A 14,996-nucleotide genomic window follows, 5' to 3' on the forward strand; every position below is an offset into this window, starting at 1 on the left:
TATGCCGTTTACAGCATCCCTCCAGGATCAGTTCAATTACTTTACATTCCCTGCGTTAAATCAAGAAAATTGCCAAAAACCTGCTACTGGATGTTGGATTTCAGTTATCCCTATTTTGGCGAAAATATATAGTGATCCAAAACCAAAAGGATAATTGTAATCAGGATGAAGCAGTGTTTCGGGGTAACCATCTTCATCTACTTGAAATAAAAAAGAAAATGATTCCTCCTTTAGTTTCGTAAAATAATAGCCTTCATTTTGAATAAGTCTCGGATTTCCACCTAGTTTGATCAGGAAAGACTGATTCATGGATTTTTCGTCATTGCTTATTTCTCCGTCTGAAATTACATGTTTTATAAGACCTGGGTTAGTAAACATATCTTTGACGCTTTCCGTTGATATTCGATGCTCAATCACCTTTATTGAGCAATTCGGATAAACATTGTTGTCCAAATATTCCTCATAGTCCTCTGGGATGAAGATTGTAATCATGCTCTCAGTTTTAAAGGGATGGACGAGACTCAAGTAAAAATAATATTTTTGGTTACCTTCGTGGATAAAGTCTGCTTGATCATCAAAGAAGTCAGGTGCATTCCCACCTATCCAGCCTATACCATGTTCGTTTGACAGGACTGGACTCGCATAATAAAGAATACAGTCTGTTCTCTCAACTAAAATATTCGTGCAGTTCTTCATTTACAACTCTCCCTCAAGAAACTTAATGAGGTACATTTCAGGCTGCGCACGGAACTTTGGAAAGCTGCATAAATCCGCATAAGTCTGATGCTCCACGTCATAGCAGCCTATCTGACCTTTTTTCTTCGGATTCCAAACTAGCTGCAGATCAGAGTAATTATCTATATCAGCTGATAAGCGCAGCATCTTTTGCCTGCCGAGTTTCATTTCAATCGTATCGGTCAATGTAAAAAAGTTGATATGCCTAATTTCAAATTCATTTTGTGCCAGCTCAAGACGGAGCTCATCTCCGGTAAGAAAAGTTACCAATTCATCGGGTAATTTATATTTTTTCAGTTCATACTTCTTGTTTTCTAGATTATGTATTTCAGCCGGCTCTAGCGATTTTAAATAGTCGGCCAAAACTGTATGCTTATTACTGACGGCAATCGTATAAGGCCTCTCGCCGTCCTTTTCTGCTAAAGTAACGTCCGCCCCGTGTTCAATCAAAACTTTGACCATAGCCAAATTCCCCATACGTACGGCAACGGTTAACGGAGTCGCTTGATAAGGATAGACCATATCCGGCTTATTATAATTGATATCCACTCCATGATCGAGCAAATACTTGAGTGTCTTAAGGTCATGGTCCGATACGGCTTGACGCAATACAGCGCCGCCATGCAGCTTGATATCTAATCCCAACTCATGAATAAGCGGGATATTATTTTTGTTGCCATAGTAGGCCTGTGAATATGCGCCTGAACCTGTTTGATTGAGCTTATCCAACTTGGCACCTTGTGCTGCAATGTACCTAACGATGTCTTCCTTGCAATAGCGGACAGCTCGCAAAAATGCCGGATTATGATGGACATTCAGATTGACCCCGTGCTCTACTAGCAGCTTTACAACTTCCTTTCTCTGCAATACAAGCGCCAAATCCAAAGGGCTTAATGTAGTATGCTTACTAAGTACAATGCCTTCCTCAATATCCCAACCCGCTGTAATTGCAGTGTGCAAAGCTGGAATATTTCCTTGGTAAATATGCATGGCGATTTCCGGCAGTTCCTCAAACTTCCCGATATCTTTCAAAACAATCATCCCAAACACTCCTATATATGCATAATGAGTTACTTACTAATCCAGTTGGTGAATACCAGTGCCGTTCTCTTACTCTCCGCTTCCGCCAGCCGTGCTTGCATAGCCGGAGCCCTATTCAAACTGAAGGAGATTTCAGTAATTAATCTCAACCGGCGCCATTACCTAAACTAGAAGGCATACCGACTCCTGCAGTTGATTCAGGTCATGGTATTGGGTGAATGTGAATACCGGTTGTTAAGTAACATTAAAAAGAGAGAGGAGGGATTCTATTCCAAATTCTAACGATGGTCTGCAATAGACTTACAGTCTTCGCCCATAGCAGAAAGAATAGTTGGTTACTTGCTAATGAGGCTCGATACTGAAGCATTAACATACAAAACAGCAGCTCCATCCATCAATTTAGGAGGTACTATTAATTCTTATAATACCTCATCTACTTATGATACGGTTCACCGTAGTGTAGTAGGTAAATGAGGTTTCTACTAAAATTTTATTTATTTCCCATTTAGTGATTTGACTAATATTTGTATTTCACACAATTGTGTAGAGCGATACAAGGACATGTATATATTTATCCAACTGCACTATCTTCAACTATGTTTATTCATACCTACTATACATATGGCATTAGTGCTTACTTTATAAGAAAAAAATTAAATCGTATTAATTAACTTATAATCCACTTCAAAAGAATGTGATAAGTTGATAATGTATATGTAATAATACTACACTTTACAAAAAAATCCCTTTATTATCTTTAAATTCAATCTTCAACAATAAGGCCATCTTAATAACTAATTCACTTCTCTAATTATTAGTTTATTAGAATAATTACTAAATAGTATATAAATATGTAATGTTTTGTCTCCTTTTGTCGAATTCATAGTATAAATATCCTATCTTTATTAAAATAGTAACATAAGAAGTGTTTTGTTCATTTTAGTTAGAACCTTGGAAGTCTATATAATTTAGTTCAAGGAGTTGTATACAAATTGCCAAAAATTATATTTATTAGCGGTATTCATGGGAGTGGCAAAACTACTTTAGGTCAAAAATTATCTAGAGAGTTACAATTGCCATTTGACAGTGCAAGTAACATTATTAAAAAAATGACAGAACAAAATTGGGACAATGAGAAACGCGTTAAAGATATTGTTAAGAATCAAAATATTTTATTAGATGGATTAGAAAAATTATACTCTCAAGTTAAAACTATTATATTGGATGGACATTGCACATTATTAAATAAAGAGAAAAGAATCACTTATCTCCCCCACGAAACGTTCCAAAACTTAAATCTTTCTTGCATTATTATATGTACAACTTCTTTGGAAAATATTGTAGATAGATTAAAGGAAAGAGATGGAAATTTATTTATTGATGTTAGTACTCTAAATGACTTCCAAGAAGCAGAAATAAAACATGCTAATAAGATTTCAAATGAACTTGGGATACCCATTATAAATATTGACACTAATAAGGAAAAGATAGAGAGTTTAGTTAATAAAATAATTAAAGGAGGATTACTATAATGGAATTAAAATCTTACGATGTCCTAAGCGTAAAACAATATTCGTTCTCCGAATTAGATTTAGAAGATGCTTTTTTCGATTCACTAAAATCAGATTACCCAGAGTTTAGCGATTGGTTTTTAAGAAAAGGCCGAGAAAAAGCTTTTGTTGTGAAAAATGAAAATGGTATTCAAGCCTTTTTATATATGAAAATAGAAGACCAAAACGAAGATTATTCTCATTTTTTAAAAAAACTTGAACCTGCAAAAAGATTAAAAGTTGGTACATTTAAAATATCACAAAATGGATATTATTTAGGAGAAAGGTTTTTTCGTATTATTTTAGAGCACGCAATTATTAATAAAGTTGAAGAAATATATGTTACAATTTTCCCAAAACGTGATGAACAAAAGAAACTTATTAGTTTTATGGAGGATTTTGGGTTTAACTTATATACAAATAACAAAGAAACAGATGAACAAGTGTATGTCCGAAGAATGAACACTATATTAAATACTGAACCTAGTTTAAACAACTACCCTTATATTGATAAAAATAAGGGTAGAAACTATTATTTGCTAAGTATTGATTCCGTTTATCACACAAAATTAATACCTGACTCAATAATTAGGGAAGAAAATCCAAGTGATTTTACTAGTGATATTACTGCTGCAAATGCAATTCAAAAAATCTATATTGGAAACTACCGAATCAACCCACAACCTGGTGATATTATTATATACTATAGAATGAAGCCAGAAGGTGATAAAAGAGCCGCAAGATTTGCTACTACATTAACCGGTTTTGGAATTGTTTCTGAATCCCATAAAAATATAAAGTCTTTTGGAAATGTAGAAAAAATTGTATCTAAAAGAACCGTTCTAACAGAAAAAGAAATTAAACAAAAACTTGCAAGGCATAGATACGGTGTTAATATTTTGAAGTTCTATGATATTTATTCTTTTAAGAAAAGACCTATTAGACATTTCTTATTGGAAAATGATATTCTTGGCGATAAAGATTATCCAACTAAAAATATTTCTGAACATGATTTTAATCTAATTTTAAATGAAGCAAAATTTAAGAAAGATCTTATATTTATCTAATTTTAATAGTGGGGGAATTGAATTATGAGTAATATTATATTATCTATTCATCCACGATTTGTTGAAAAGATAATCAGCGGTGAAAAGCGCTATGAGTTTAGAAAGGTAAAAGCTAAATTGCCTCCAGAGAAAATAATAATTTATTCCACATCACCAGTATCCCAAGTGATTGGTGAAGCAGAAGTAGAAAACATACTAATTGATACACCTGAAAATCTTTGGAGCAAAACATCTGATTATTCCGGTATAGACGAAACCTTTTATCAAGATTACTACAGAAATAAACAAGAAGCCATAGCTTACCAATTAAAGAATGTTACAGTCTATCCAGAGCCTAAAGAATTAAAGGAATACGGGATAAACGCTGCTCCTCAATCTTTCGCTTACGTTTAAATTTGTTGAGAAATAAACGACAGTCATAAACCTTGACTGTCGATTTTATTTAGAATGCTTTTAATATAGTTAATATAGTCATTGCAATAAGCCTCATTTACATATGATAAGGCTCTCCTTGGTTTATCTAAATGAGATTTTAACGACTTAATTGTATTTGTAGTATTATTTTCCTCGCATTTTTGTGTAGGTGCGTAAACATATATTTTGAATAATAATAAAGCTGCATTAATATTTCGATTAGAATTTCAGTCTTTGACCAGTTTACTTTTACTTAGTACTCCATCTGTAAATAGACCCAAGAATTTACTTTTTTTCTTCTTTGCAAAATCAATTGTCTTCTTTAGTTTTTGATTTAATAGTATTAATAGAGAATAAGTTTCATTTTTTACTTTAAAAATTTAAAGAACTTTATCCAAATATGCTTTCATTCTTTCAGTATTAAAATTGGTTCTATATTCAGAAGCATAGAACATATAAATGTTGTCTTTAATCCCACTCTCATACTTATCAGTAATCTTATATACTCTATCCTTAAAATGGTCAAAAGCCTTTCGTCCGCCATCTTTGGCGAACCAAAAGATAACTAGCTTGTTAAACTTGTGTGAATTGTTATTATAGCTACTCAATAAATCAATGAGTCTCGAGATCCTACTAATATCTTGACTCGAAGTTGCATTTTTGTAAAATATCTCAAAAAGAATATCATGCTTACTTTCACTTTTTGCAATAATATCTATCTCATAAGTAGAATTATTAATCAATAATTTTCCGTTACTTGTAACCGTATAATCATAGTTAGATAAATAGTTATTTAGTATGTAATAACAATAACCCTCGATCAATTCATTAATCATCATAACTATTCGGTTTCTGTTACTAACTATTGTATCCACTTCTTCCATGCTTAAATTATCACCATGCCTAATTTTATTGCTTAACTTAAATAAGTTTGAATAGTTTTCGTTAAGCCACCGTTCAGAAATAATTTCTTTTTGTATAAGTAAAGTAATCAAGTTTACCAAGTTTATCTTTTTATTCTCTTCCAAAAGGTTTAAATCATCTAATATTTCCCTAGCGTATTTTTCAATAGTAATCATTTCTTCAAGAAATTTAATTTTACTATTTGAAATATCATTCTGAATACCAGTTGTTTTTATCTCTGCTTGATTCGTCCAACGATAAAAGGACTCCTCAGTTTTGTTATCTTCCTTTTTTTCAAGTAATTTCCCTAGAGTTAATTCGACTGCCATAGAATTACATAAATCATTTAACTCAACTTTATACCAGAGTGGATAAATATCAGAAAAATCTTCCTCAAAGTTAAATATTTCATCTAGCGTAAAATATGTACTCCCTTTCAGTTTCATCTTTTTTATCCATATATAAAGTTGATATGTCAAAAAATCCCTTACACCCTCCTCGTATTCCAATGTGTCAATTTTCTCTTCAATTATTTTACTCAATATTTCAAGTATTTTTGTATCTGTTTTATATATAACCTCATTTTCTTCATCAATTTCAAGATAAGATTTACTTCCCTCCCATCTTAAATCTTGTAAGGCAAGATTTATGAACCGTCTAAGGGTTCTATTTGAGTTAAGAATCAATGAATTTCTATAGATTTTGATGATTTCATTCTTTTTATCACTTTTTTCTTTGATAAAAGAATCAAATACTTTTTCTAATTCATATTCACTAGCCAGGGGGACATGAATATTCCTAGAAAAGATACTTGTCATCAGAGAATCATCCAGAATATTTGAAGTTAATAATTTATAGTAGAGTTTTTGTCCGGATATGACTATAAAAGTTGCTAAGTTTGATAGTAACATTGGTTTCAAATCAGATATTAAACTTTCCATTTCTTGCTCATTATCAATTTTGTCTAGTTCATCAAATACAAATACTGTCTTAATACCTTCTTCACTTAGTCTTTCTAAGATATCTTTCAAGTGATAATCAGCAATCTCATCATCATATAAAGATTTTCTTGTACTCTCCTCTGATACGGTTTTCGTTCTTTGAAACTTATTATTTATTTCAACAGTATCAACAAGAAACCAAACAAAGCTTCCCAATAACATAATTATATTTACATGATTTATTATAAATGGTAGAATACCAATACCTAAATTTACACTTGAAAGAACCAACGCAATTATTGGAAATATTTTGTTCAAGAGTTTTTTTAACTTAATAGTATTATCTATTTGTAAGCTATACGCTTTTGAATTTGATAAGCTTGAGTATGAAGAAATTTCAAAAAAGGTATGATCGTATAGTAACTGAATTTGGTCTACTAGCTCCCTGTTCTGAATATTCTTTAACTTACCACTGTCTTCTAGAGAAAGGTAAAGTTCCCTAATAAGTTTTCTTAAAACTAGTGTATGTTTTTCATATTTTGAAAAATTTAAATTAACAAAGATAATTTTTTCCTTTGTTAACGAATTTTTTAATCTACTCACCAGTGTCGTCTTTCCAGCCCCCCTGTACCCCGAAACTAAGAAACTAGTGTTGTCTCCAAACAGTAATTGTTGCTTTAACTGGTCAATAACATCGTCTAGTACCTCGTTAGATATCATTGCATCATTGTTAATATTTGGTGATAGGGAAATTCTATTTGACTCTACTTCTATTTTCATGTAATTACTCCTTCGATTTATGTATGTATAAGTCGATAAAAATATGATAGCTGAATCAGACCAAATGTTCAAAACTCCGAAACGTTGAATTTATTAAACTATATTTTACTTTAAATATTTCAACATTATATTGCTAAATCCTAAATGATTTTTCCCTAATCTTAAATTGTACCAATTATTATGCGTCCTCCCATAATAAAAAAAGTTCCTCCTAGATTTTCATCAAAAGGAACAGATCTGAATTTCACTATTTGTTGTCACATGATATTTAAACCGTATCATAAATAGCCTTACATTGATATATACTCATTTTCCTCTCTCCATATAGAATTAATACATAAAGTATGAGCATTTAATAATTCATATAATCTAATACTAACCATGATACTAAAAACCTCATCTACTTATGGTACGGTTCCCCCCGATTTATCCGAAACGCCCGATACACCTGCTCGACTAATACCAATCTCATCAGCTGATGCGGGAACGTCATCTTGGAAAAAGATAGACTTTCATTTGAACGGTCCATGACGGCTTTACTTAATCCTAATGATCCACCAATGACAAAGGCAATTTTACTTTTTCCGTATGTACCTAGCTTATCGATTGTATCAGCTAGTTCCTCTGAGGTTTTCATTTTCCCTTGGATAGCTAGCGCAATTACATGGGTATCGGGGTGAATTTTTGCGAGGATTCGTTCGCCTTCTTTATCTTTGACTTGTTCCATTTCTGTTTCGCTTAAAATTTCTGGTGCTTTTTCATCGGGGACTTCTATGATTTCGACCTTCGCATAGGCGGTGAGGCGTTTTAAGTATTCATCGATTCCTTGTTTTAAATATTTTTCTTTTAGTTTTCCTACTGTAATTATTGAGATATTCACAGATTACCCCCACTTTGCAAACATTATATCCACAACACTTATCCACATATCCACAAAAACTATCCACATTTTGTAGGGGAATATTAGTTCCCCACAAGATATATTGCTGGGTTTTTGCAATATTCACAGCTTGTGGATAAGTTGTTTTTCTCATCAATTTTTTTTAAATTTGGTGCTTCCATCCTCTGTTCTGTAGCGATTTCCAGCGCATATTCAACATGTTCCGCACATGCATATATCATCGATTTCACCCCTTTATCTTAAAAGTACTCTTTCTATTTAGTCTTCTCAATCATCCACCAGATATTTTACATGATTTATCCACATGGGGAAAGCCTAGCATCTAGATTCTACTATTTAAACCGTACAAGCACTTATCCACATACTAATATAAACAGAGGATATTTGAGATAAGAACCAAACAAAAAAAGAAGGCACTAGGCCTTCCTTTTATTATTCACATGTGAATTATAGGTTGGATTCATTCGATAATGTTAATGTTGTTTCTTTTGATTTTCCTTGGCGATAAAATTTCACCTTCATAGTATCGCCAGGTTTTTTATTATTATATAAGTACTTTCTTAACTCAAGAATGTTATTTACCTTTTGGCCATCCAATTCATAAATAACATCCATTTCTTGCATTCCTGCTTTGCCAGCTGGAGATCCCGGTGATACACTTTCAACCATCACACCTTGATTCATATCTTTTGGTAATCGTAATGTCTCTTGTTGATGATAGGCTGGAATATCACTTACATTTTGTAAAGTCACACCCATAGCTGGTCTTCTAATTTTTCCGTATTTCTCTAAATCATTGATAACTGGCTCAGCATAATTAATTGGAATCGAGAAGCCGATCCCTTCTACTGCTTCTTGTGCAATTTTCATTGAATTAATACCAACAACTTGACCAGATACGTTTACTAATGCACCACCACTGTTACCAGGATTGATTGCTGCATCTGTTTGTAATACTTCTGCTTCCCAATCCTCTAATCCATCATTATTTAAATCCATTGGTACTGTACGATTCACACCCGATACAATTCCTTGTGTGACAGAACCCGAAAATTGCTGTCCAAGTGGATTCCCAATGGCGATGACAGGTTCACCAAGTTTTAATTTATCTGAGTCGCCAAACTCTGCAACTGTGCTCACTTCTTTACCGTCAACCTCAACAACTGCAAGGTCAGTCCATACATCACTGCCTAGTAATTTTGCAGGTAATTTCTTACCATCAGATAGAGTTACCTCTAATTGATCTGCCCCTTCAACCACGTGATTGTTCGTCACAATAAAGGCTTTCCCATTTTCTTTTTTATAAATGACACCTGAGCCAGAGCCTGTTTCCTGGGATTGATCTCCTTGCCCCTGCTGACTCCAGAAGCTTTGAGATTGAATATTAGCAATCCCAACTACTGCTTTTTCGGCTTTTGCCACTGCTTTGGTAACATCGGTGGTCACATCAAGTGAGACCGTTTTTCCTGTTACATTATTGTGGCTGTTTTGGTTATTCTCTACTGTAGATGTTGTTTCGTTATCTGAGGTATTATTTGTCACACCATTTATAACAGGAAATGCTAGTACGACAATAAGTGCTCCAATAATTGCTCCAATTAATCCAGATAAAAAAGAACCGCCTTTTTTTCTATTTGGTTGTTTATAGCGATTCTCTTCATGATCATCATAATAACCCACGCTACACCAGTCCTTTCGATATCTATATCCTATAGTTTACCTTGTGTATATCCTTATTATAATCAGCAATTATTAAAATATCATTAAACCGCATTAAGAATTCATATGATTGTAAATTAAATTGGGATTTAAAGGGGTCATGGGATGATATAGAAGGTCTGTATTATCATCGAAAAACAGCCAATTTTATAGATTATTTACCACAAAAAAAAGAGTAAAAAACCTGGATATAAAGATTTTCTACTCTTTCACCAATATTACACCGCTGTAAGTGGAGTTGGAATTTTTGGATCGGTATCGAACAAATCATATTGATGACCAACCCCTGATCCTTGTGCTTCGAGTGTTTGCGCTACACTCATTCTAGCAAGATCTTTCATATTATTATCAAGACTTAAATGGGCAAGGTAAATTCGCTTAGTTGCGTCGCCGATTACCTCACTCATTGCAATGGCAGCATCTTCATTTGAAACATGTCCTACATCACTTAATATTCTTCTTTTAATATTCCAAGGGTATTTCCCCATTCTAAGCATTTGAACGTCGTGATTGCTTTCAAAAATAAAAACATCAGCATTTGAAATGGTTCCTTTCATTCGATCACTAACATAACCTGTATCCGTAATGACTACGAGCTTTTTTTGCCCTTGATTAAACACATAAAACATTGGTTCTACTGCATCATGTGAAACACCAAAGGATTCAATATCTAATGATCCAAATGTTTTTATTGTTTCCATCTCAAATAGGAATTTTTGCTCGGTTGGAACCGTTCCGATTAATCCATCCATTGCTTTCCACGTTTTTTCATTAGCATAAATGGGTAATTTATATTTACGTGCTAGTATCCCAACACCTTTTATATGGTCACTATGCTCATGTGTAACAAGAATTCCGTCTAAATTATCCGGTTTGCGATCAATTTTTTGAAACAAGGCTTCCATTTGCTTTCCACTTAGTCCCGCATCAACTAAAAAGGAATGTTTATCTGTTTCAACATATATCGCATTTCCTGTACTTCCACTAGCAAGTACACTAAAATGCAATGACATTATTTTCACTCCAATGATTCATTCTCTTTATCATCCTTCGGTATCACTCGGCCTTCGATGGCATTGACATATAAATCTTCTTTTTTCTTATCATGCTCCACAATTAAGTGCCATGTTGGAACGAGAACCTGTGATTCAGTTTGTTGAATTAATGTATAATAGCCTAAATCTACCTTAATATCACTGTCCTGCATGATTAAATTTTTATCCAAAAGATTGCCTATCGCCGTTATTGCGGGTAAAACATTTTCTTCACGTCTTTTCTCCGCATTTTCTAAAAATGTTTGTTCATAGGATTCAATTTCATTTTTATCGTTTAAGTGTAGGATAACATGTCCATTTTTATTTTTAAAGAAAACCTTATTCTCATATACCTGATAAAAAACAATTTCCTTTTTGTCCTTATCATATTTCCAATATTTATACTGGTCCCCAAACAGAATACGTTCTTTAAGAATGTTCTCCATTAGAACATGGTCATTTCCACTTTTTATTTTTATTGGCTTTTTAAATTTTGATTTGAGCGTTGTTTTATTGGGTCCGATCGTTATATCTTGTTCAGTTAATTCCTTTATATCCTTTTCTGTAAACTTCTTTACTTTAGCACTAACATATTGGCTTCTCAATGTTTCAGTTGGTAATCCTGAATATTTGATATTATTGTTTTCTAGTTTTTCCTCTAATGATGGATCCTTTAATCTCTCTATTTTGCTCTCCTCAAATTGGCGGGAAAACTGGACCAATAAGAATATATCAAGAATCAGAAATACAAATATAAACATCGACTTTGTTTTATTCCAATCCATATTTCTCCCCCTTAATATCCCATGGCTGCCACTTACCGTCATACTGATAGTACCATGTCGGTTCAAAGAGAAGGATTTTATTGATTGAATCATAATCAAGCTGATAACCAACTAAGATATTTTCAATTTTTTTATGATCAATTTTATCATCTTTTAACAATGACTCTAAGACACTAGAAGCACTAGGTAATTGAACCTCTTGATAATCAGTCATTAGGAGGCTCCCCATCTCATCTATATATGGGCGCTCATATTCATATATCTGTGATTCTCCCCAGCTTTGCACAATCTCTGCAAGATGATTATTATTAAAAACAGGAATTCCATTCATGAATAAGCGAAAAATGACTTGGCTTTTTTCTTGATTTTTACTAAAGTAACGAAAGTCATCATTCCACCCTCCATTTTGATTAACAAAATCAATACTACGTTTGATTAAGTCTTTTCCATTATGATAATTCCCTGTTTTCTCGCCCGGATTAATAAAAGATATTGTACCTAGATCTGTTTTTGCATTCAAAAAGCTAGTCCCGTCATTATATCCGATATTATTTCCATCGAGACTTTTCTCTACGACTTTCGGATCTGGAAATAAGGCATTTTTATATCTTTCAATAATATCTCCATCTAATTTATCCCAGTAATATCTATTTCGGTTAAGTTTCACACTATCTTTAGGTAATAATAAGGATTTGCCATTTGTTACTTTGTAGGAATCATACGGAACATAAGATTCATTTTTGTTTTTAATTTTATTCACAAATGCTTGTAAACTAGTATAACTCGCTGATCCACTAAATACTTTATTAGCATTATCTTTAGTATTGATAAAATAGGCAGTAGCCACCTTTTGTGATGGATTTGATAAATCAATTACCAATTTATCAAATTCTTCATTAGGTATTTCACGATCACTAACACGTAGAACACCTTTATAAAGCTCAAACGGAACAAGATCTGGGAATTCTATGATTAGCTTATTCGGACCATACAGCACTTTATTTATATCATTGTTCCTATATGCTTTTGCTTCGCCTATATCATAGAATTTCCAAGCAGCTATCTCATCCATCACACGATTAATTTCGGTTTCATTCGTAGTTCCAACGTAATAGTCATTTTCGTGAAAAACCAACTTATTAGGCTGTACAATTTCCTTTACTTCCTTCGGTTCAACTACTTCCTTTACCGGCTCAGAATTGCTAATTTCCTCATAATTAACTTGGAAAGTCCATAATGTCCACGTCAAATAAATACTTACTCCTACGAGAAATACAAGAATAACTGTTTTCATTGTTTCATATTTCATGACCAATCATCCTCTTGCGTGCGATCATATGGGAGGGTTAAATAAATCGTTGTGCCCTTTCCTTCCTCACTTCTGGCCCATATTTCACCACCATGTGCTTCTACCATTTCTTTTGCAATAGCAAGTCCTAAACCAGAACCGCCCATTTTTCTTGTTCGTGCTTTATCAACCCGATAAAAACGCTCAAAAATTTTCTTAAGATTATCCTTAGGTATTCCCATTCCTTGATCGGAAATACTAAGTTCAACCATTTCCTCTAGTTCTCGCGCCCGAAAAGTAATTTGTCCTCCCTCAGGAGAATATTTTAATGCATTTGAAATAATATTATCGAGAACTTGAGTTAATTTATCTAAGTCAACCTCTACAAATACACCCGCATTTGGTAATTTACGTTTAAACGTAACATTTTGATCTTTTGCCATTTCGAAGCGATCAATCACATGATGGAAATATTCGATAATGTTGACCCATTCTTTGTTCAATTGGTAATCCCGACTATCCATTTTTGAAAGCTTCAGCAAATCATTCACAAGACGTATCATACGTTCCGTTTCATTTTGTGTGACGGTTAGGAACCTCGGTGCAATTTCCTTATCATCTATTGCTCCCTCAGCTAATGCCTCTAAATAACTTCGCATTGTAGTCAGTGGAGTTCTTAATTCATGTGAAACATTTGATACGAATTCTCTTCTTTCCATATCGATTTTTTCCTGCTCGGTAACATCATGAAGCACCGTAATTAATCCACTAACAAAACCTGTTTCACTTTGTATAATTGAAAAACTTGCTCTTAAAATATACGGTTCTTCTTTTGTACTAAAGTCTAAGATAATCGAATCTTGTTCTTTTAATAAATCTTCAAATTGGTGTAAATCCTCAATATTCAATAATGATACTAGCTCTTGAGAGAGGACTGTTTCACGTGAAACATCTAGCATTTCAGCAGCGGGATTATTAATCAGAATGATTTTCCCTTTTCGATCCGTAGCAATGACACCATCTGTCATATGTGCAAGGATTGAGTCTAATTTACGCCGTTCCCCTTCCGTTGTTGCTTGAGCTTCTTGAAGCTTTTTAGTCATGTGATTAAAGCTATATGCTAATTGACCAATTTCATCATTTCCATATACTTTTACTTTCCTGGAGAAATTACCTTTCGCCATTGCCATCGCCTGTCTTCGCATATCAGCTATTGGTCGCGTAATCGTCTGGGCTAGTACTATCCCGAGCATTGCTGTAATAACCATGGCAATGGCTGTTCCAGTAGTGAAAATTTTATTAATCTCATTGATTTCTTTATAAACAGATTCAATTTTCCCAACGATATAAATATAACCCGTATCATTACTATTTAATTGAATAGGATTAACTAGAACCCAAATCCTTTTACCAGCTTTATCAATAAATCGTCTATCCCATTTTTTACCTGATACAAGTGCTCGTTTAATGTTAATATCAGTAACCCTCTGCCCTGTGACTGATTGATTGCTTGAATCAGATGTTCCCAGGATCACACCATTACTATCTATAAGGCGAATTTCCTCTATATCGTTCGTTTCATTATCAGATAGTATTTTATGAATTTTACTGGACATATCTTCATTGGTATTATTATCACTTTTCATTGCTTCACGAATTAAATATTCTAGACTCTTTACCCGACCTTCAATTGAACTCGTGAAGTTTTGTTGTAGCTTTTCTTCCAATTTGTTAACAAAGTAAACCCCAATAATTTCCATAGAAATTAATATAAGCAAAATAAAGATTAATACAAATTTCAAATGTATTGACTGAAAGAATCCAACCTTTTTCATTCC

13 protein-coding genes are annotated in these 14,996 nt (G+C 33.2%); 3 read left to right on the forward strand and 10 right to left on the reverse strand.

Features of this window, described 5'->3' with window-relative positions:
• Window positions 1-60: 60 nt before the first annotated feature.
• Both MHI39_RS26115 and MHI39_RS26120 read right to left on the reverse strand, forming a co-directional pair.
• The gene (locus tag MHI39_RS26115) at window positions 61-696 is read right to left on the reverse strand and encodes a hypothetical protein (RefSeq protein ID WP_251339476.1); all 636 of its coding nucleotides are present in this window, start codon (window positions 694-696) and stop codon (window positions 61-63) included.
• On the reverse strand, window positions 697-1,776 hold the full coding sequence (locus MHI39_RS26120) for an ankyrin repeat domain-containing protein (protein WP_259548524.1): 1,080 nt from the start codon (window positions 1,774-1,776) through the stop codon (window positions 697-699). It lies immediately after the preceding gene.
• A gap of 992 nt (window positions 1,777-2,768) precedes the next feature.
• Here MHI39_RS26120 and MHI39_RS26125 point away from each other — a divergent pair.
• From MHI39_RS26125 to MHI39_RS26135, 3 genes are read left to right on the forward strand one after another with little or no spacing between them, the layout of a single operon-like run.
• Window positions 2,769-3,308: an ATP-binding protein gene (locus MHI39_RS26125; protein ID WP_342540472.1), complete on the forward strand. Its 540-nt coding sequence runs from the start codon at window positions 2,769-2,771 to the stop codon at window positions 3,306-3,308.
• On the forward strand, window positions 3,308-4,393 hold the full coding sequence (locus MHI39_RS26130) for a hypothetical protein (protein WP_342540473.1): 1,086 nt from the start codon (window positions 3,308-3,310) through the stop codon (window positions 4,391-4,393). The genes MHI39_RS26125 and MHI39_RS26130 overlap by 1 nt, the downstream gene beginning before the upstream one ends.
• A gap of 24 nt (window positions 4,394-4,417) precedes the next feature.
• Window positions 4,418-4,786, forward strand: coding sequence for an ASCH domain-containing protein (locus MHI39_RS26135; protein WP_342540474.1), 369 nt, complete (start codon window positions 4,418-4,420; stop codon window positions 4,784-4,786).
• Between the two features lie 401 nt (window positions 4,787-5,187).
• On the opposite strand, the gene MHI39_RS26140 is transcribed toward MHI39_RS26135, so the two are convergent.
• The 8 genes from MHI39_RS26140 to walK form a co-directional block, all read right to left on the reverse strand.
• A complete protein-coding gene (locus MHI39_RS26140) occupies window positions 5,188-7,431 on the reverse strand; it encodes an ATP-binding protein (protein WP_342540475.1) in 2,244 nt (747 codons plus the stop codon).
• Window positions 7,432-7,831: 400 nt separating this feature from the next.
• The gene (gene rlmH / locus MHI39_RS26145) at window positions 7,832-8,311 is read right to left on the reverse strand and encodes a 23S rRNA (pseudouridine(1915)-N(3))-methyltransferase RlmH (RefSeq protein ID WP_058005117.1); all 480 of its coding nucleotides are present in this window, start codon (window positions 8,309-8,311) and stop codon (window positions 7,832-7,834) included.
• Window positions 8,312-8,394: 83 nt separating this feature from the next.
• Entirely contained in the window at window positions 8,395-8,553 is a 159-nt protein-coding gene (locus tag MHI39_RS26150) for a CxxH/CxxC protein (RefSeq protein ID WP_342540476.1), read from the reverse strand.
• 226 nt (window positions 8,554-8,779) lie between these two features.
• Window positions 8,780-10,012, reverse strand: a complete 1,233-nt coding sequence (locus MHI39_RS26155) for a trypsin-like peptidase domain-containing protein (RefSeq protein ID WP_342540477.1) — start codon at window positions 10,010-10,012, stop codon at window positions 8,780-8,782.
• A gap of 257 nt (window positions 10,013-10,269) precedes the next feature.
• A complete protein-coding gene (locus tag MHI39_RS26160; protein ID WP_259548530.1) occupies window positions 10,270-11,064 on the reverse strand; it encodes an MBL fold metallo-hydrolase in 795 nt (264 codons plus the stop codon).
• A gap of 5 nt (window positions 11,065-11,069) precedes the next feature.
• Complete coding sequence (gene yycI, locus MHI39_RS26165; protein WP_058005120.1) at window positions 11,070-11,870, reverse strand: two-component system regulatory protein YycI; 801 nt, start codon at window positions 11,868-11,870, stop codon at window positions 11,070-11,072.
• On the reverse strand, window positions 11,857-13,179 hold the full coding sequence (gene yycH, locus MHI39_RS26170) for a two-component system activity regulator YycH (protein ID WP_259548532.1): 1,323 nt from the start codon (window positions 13,177-13,179) through the stop codon (window positions 11,857-11,859). The genes yycI and yycH overlap by 14 nt, the downstream gene beginning before the upstream one ends.
• A complete protein-coding gene (walK, locus tag MHI39_RS26175) occupies window positions 13,176-14,993 on the reverse strand; it encodes a cell wall metabolism sensor histidine kinase WalK (RefSeq protein ID WP_071975504.1) in 1,818 nt (605 codons plus the stop codon). The genes yycH and walK overlap by 4 nt, the downstream gene beginning before the upstream one ends.
• Window positions 14,994-14,996: the final 3 nt, after the last annotated feature.

This window comes from Heyndrickxia sp. FSL K6-6286, assembly GCF_038630395.1.
GTDB classification, from domain to species: Bacteria; Bacillota; Bacilli; order Bacillales; family Bacillaceae_C; genus Heyndrickxia; species Heyndrickxia oleronia.

What these genes read in the sequence shown, in the direction of transcription:
- MHI39_RS26115 (WP_251339476.1), bottom strand. Translation starts at nt 696, where the DNA reads ATGAAGAACTGCACGAATATTTTAGTTGAGAGAACAGACTGTATTCTT.
- MHI39_RS26160 (WP_259548530.1), bottom strand. Translation starts at nt 11,064, where the DNA reads ATGTCATTGCATTTTAGTGTACTTGCTAGTGGAAGTACAGGAAATGCG.
- yycI (WP_058005120.1), bottom strand. Translation starts at nt 11,870, where the DNA reads ATGGATTGGAATAAAACAAAGTCGATGTTTATATTTGTATTTCTGATT.
- MHI39_RS26130 (WP_342540473.1), top strand. Translation starts at nt 3,308, where the DNA reads ATGGAATTAAAATCTTACGATGTCCTAAGCGTAAAACAATATTCGTTC.
- MHI39_RS26135 (WP_342540474.1), top strand. Translation starts at nt 4,418, where the DNA reads ATGAGTAATATTATATTATCTATTCATCCACGATTTGTTGAAAAGATA.
- walK (WP_071975504.1), bottom strand. Translation starts at nt 14,993, where the DNA reads ATGAAAAAGGTTGGATTCTTTCAGTCAATACATTTGAAATTTGTATTA.
- MHI39_RS26120 (WP_259548524.1), bottom strand. Translation starts at nt 1,776, where the DNA reads ATGATTGTTTTGAAAGATATCGGGAAGTTTGAGGAACTGCCGGAAATC.
- MHI39_RS26140 (WP_342540475.1), bottom strand. Translation starts at nt 7,431, where the DNA reads ATGAAAATAGAAGTAGAGTCAAATAGAATTTCCCTATCACCAAATATT.
- yycH (WP_259548532.1), bottom strand. Translation starts at nt 13,179, where the DNA reads ATGAAATATGAAACAATGAAAACAGTTATTCTTGTATTTCTCGTAGGA.
- MHI39_RS26150 (WP_342540476.1), bottom strand. Translation starts at nt 8,553, where the DNA reads ATGATATATGCATGTGCGGAACATGTTGAATATGCGCTGGAAATCGCT.